This is a genomic window from Pedobacter sp. (assembly GCF_035566355.1).
Classification (GTDB): domain Bacteria; phylum Bacteroidota; class Bacteroidia; order Sphingobacteriales; family Sphingobacteriaceae; genus Pedobacter.
The window spans coordinates 1-2,332 of the sequence record NZ_DATMRL010000015.1; the positions used below are offsets into that span (position 1 = coordinate 1).

At 41.4% G+C, this 2,332-nt stretch carries 2 protein-coding genes, 1 tRNA gene and 1 pseudogene; 3 read left to right on the top strand and 1 reads right to left on the bottom strand.

The annotated features are described in order from the left end of the window. The 3 genes and pseudogenes from VNZ46_RS00550 to VNZ46_RS00560 form a co-directional block, all read left to right on the top strand. A pseudogene (locus VNZ46_RS00550) lies at positions 1–502 on the top strand (SusC/RagA family TonB-linked outer membrane protein); the annotation flags it as partial. Between the two features lie 2 nt (positions 503–504). Next, on the top strand, positions 505–1,899 hold the full coding sequence (locus tag VNZ46_RS00555; protein WP_325558117.1) for a RagB/SusD family nutrient uptake outer membrane protein: 1,395 nt from the start codon (positions 505–507) through the stop codon (positions 1,897–1,899). Positions 1,900–2,053: 154 nt separating this feature from the next. Then, positions 2,054–2,126, top strand: a tRNA-Lys gene (locus VNZ46_RS00560). Between the two features lie 45 nt (positions 2,127–2,171). On the opposite strand, the gene VNZ46_RS00565 is transcribed toward VNZ46_RS00560, so the two are convergent. Further along, positions 2,172–2,330, bottom strand: coding sequence for a helix-turn-helix domain-containing protein (locus VNZ46_RS00565; RefSeq protein WP_325558118.1), 159 nt, complete (start codon positions 2,328–2,330; stop codon positions 2,172–2,174). Positions 2,331–2,332: the final 2 nt, after the last annotated feature.

Here is a 2,332-nt window from a genome sequence, read left to right on the forward strand (position 1 = left end):
GGACCGTGTGGTTTTAGGACAGCCGACCCCCAAATTTACCTGGGGCTTAACCAACAACCTGAAGTACAAAAACATAGACCTGAGTTTTGTATTGCAGGGTTCACACGGCGCAAGTGTTTTTAATGCCGATCCAAACTACTATGAAACCCAGTTCTCCGCCACCGGAACTTCCGCCTACCTCTCCCTTCCCACTGCTTTACAGGCCAAAACAAAGTATAAAACAGAAAGCCGCTATGCCATAGAAGATGCTTCTTTTATTGTGCTCCGGAACGTCAATATAGGCTATACTTTTTCAGACAGAGTGATGAAAGCCATCAAGGCCTCCAACTTAAGGATCTATGTATCTGCAGCGAATCTATGGTACAAATTCGCCAAAGGCTATTCAAGCTATAATCCAGAGGGCGTAAATGAATATACAGATGATCCCCTTAAGAATGGATATCAGCGCGGTGCTGCTCCTGTAACCAGAAATATCACATTTGGTGTAAATGCTAATTTTTAATTATGAAAACGAAGATCTTCATCGCCTTAATACTTACAGTAAGTTTTAGCGGCTGCAAAAAGTTTCTGGATGAGAAACCAGTATCCAACCTGATAGAACAAAATTATTACCGCAATACCGACGAAGTAGAAACCGGTGTTATCGCCTGCTATGATGGGCTCCAAAAGGTATACGACATAGAATTTAAGCTCACAGAAATCAAGGCAGACAATACCTCTGGTGTATCCCTTGAAGGAGATTGGGGAGCGATCAAATTCTTCAGAGACGGTTCATCCAACTTTTTCCTCCTGGATTTCTGGCAACGTTCCTTTAATACCATTGCCCGTTGCAACCTCGTACTCAAATACCTGGACAGAGTGAGCGATCCGGTAAAGAAAAAATACTTTGAAGGAGAGGTCAAATTTATACGTTCGCTTATGTATCTAAATCTGGTGAGGCTATATGGCGATGTTCCCCTCCTAACAGCTTCAATTAATTTTGATGATTTTGAGAAATTTAAACGCATCAGCAAGACAGAGGTCTACAACCAAATCAAAACAGATTTACTAACCTCTGTAGATAACTGCCCAGCCAGCTGGCCAACCGCACAAGTGGCCAGAGTAACTAAAGGTGCCTCGCAGGCTCTACTGGCAAAGGTTTATCTGACCCTAAAAGAATATGACCTGGCTAAAGCGCAATTAGAACCATTAATCGGTGCCAATTATAAAGGCAACACCTACCAGCTCAATCCAAATTATGCCGCGATATTTAGCACAGCTTCAGAAATGAGCAAGGAAATTGTATTTGCCGTTCGCTATAAAGCAAGTGCAAATGGAGAAGGGAATTCCTTTTCTTACGAATACAGCAATAACGGAGATGCCCGTAATGTTAAAGCTTCAATTCCATATCAGGCTTTATTTGAACCTGCAGACGTCAGAAAAGCCAGCACCTTCAATTCGGCCAATGGCTTATGCACAAAATTTCTGGATCCAACAGCACCGCAACGAGATGCAGGCAATGACTTTCCTGTACTCCGCTTTGCCGATGTTCTATTAATGTATGCTGAAGTTTCCAACGAAATCCGGGCGACACCTGATAATACCGTATTGCAACCACTCAATGAAGTCAGAATAAGGGCAAATGCAAGTCCTTATAACCTCAGTTCCTTAGCGTCTAAGGAAAATGCAAGGGCTTTGATCTTTAAAGAGCGGAAACTGGAGTTTGGATTTGAAAACCAGGGATGGTATGACTTGGTGCGAATGGATCAGGCTACTACAATTTCTATCCTGAAAGCCTACCTTACCGAAACCGGAAATCCCGGCATCGACGTACCAGCATACAGGCTTATCTTTCCTATTCCGCAGACAGAAATTGATTTAAGTAAAGGCAATCTTACCCAAAACCCAGGTTTTAATTAATAAAGGCTGTCATGTTAAAATAAAAAATAGCAACACAAAACTCTAGATATTAAACAATTAATAGGTTTAAAGCACAATAGAGCAATATTTTTTAAAATAAATTTAACATGGCAGCTAAATTTTTCTATCTTTGCAACCTCTTCAAAAGGAGAAAGATTCCGTAGCTCAGCTGGTAGAGCATTACACTTTTAATGTAGTGGTCCTGGGTTCGAATCCCAGCGGGATCACGAAAGCCCCACAGAAATGTGGGGCTTTTTTTTGATTTACGTAATTCATTTACTATTCACACAATAGGTATTTCCCCATTTGTTTATCAAATCAATAATGGGAACCAAGGTTAACCCAAGTTCAGTCAATTTATACTCTACTCTTGGTGGCGATTCAGCATAAGCAGTGCGTAAAATAATTCCATCGCGTTCCAGTTCGCGCAGCT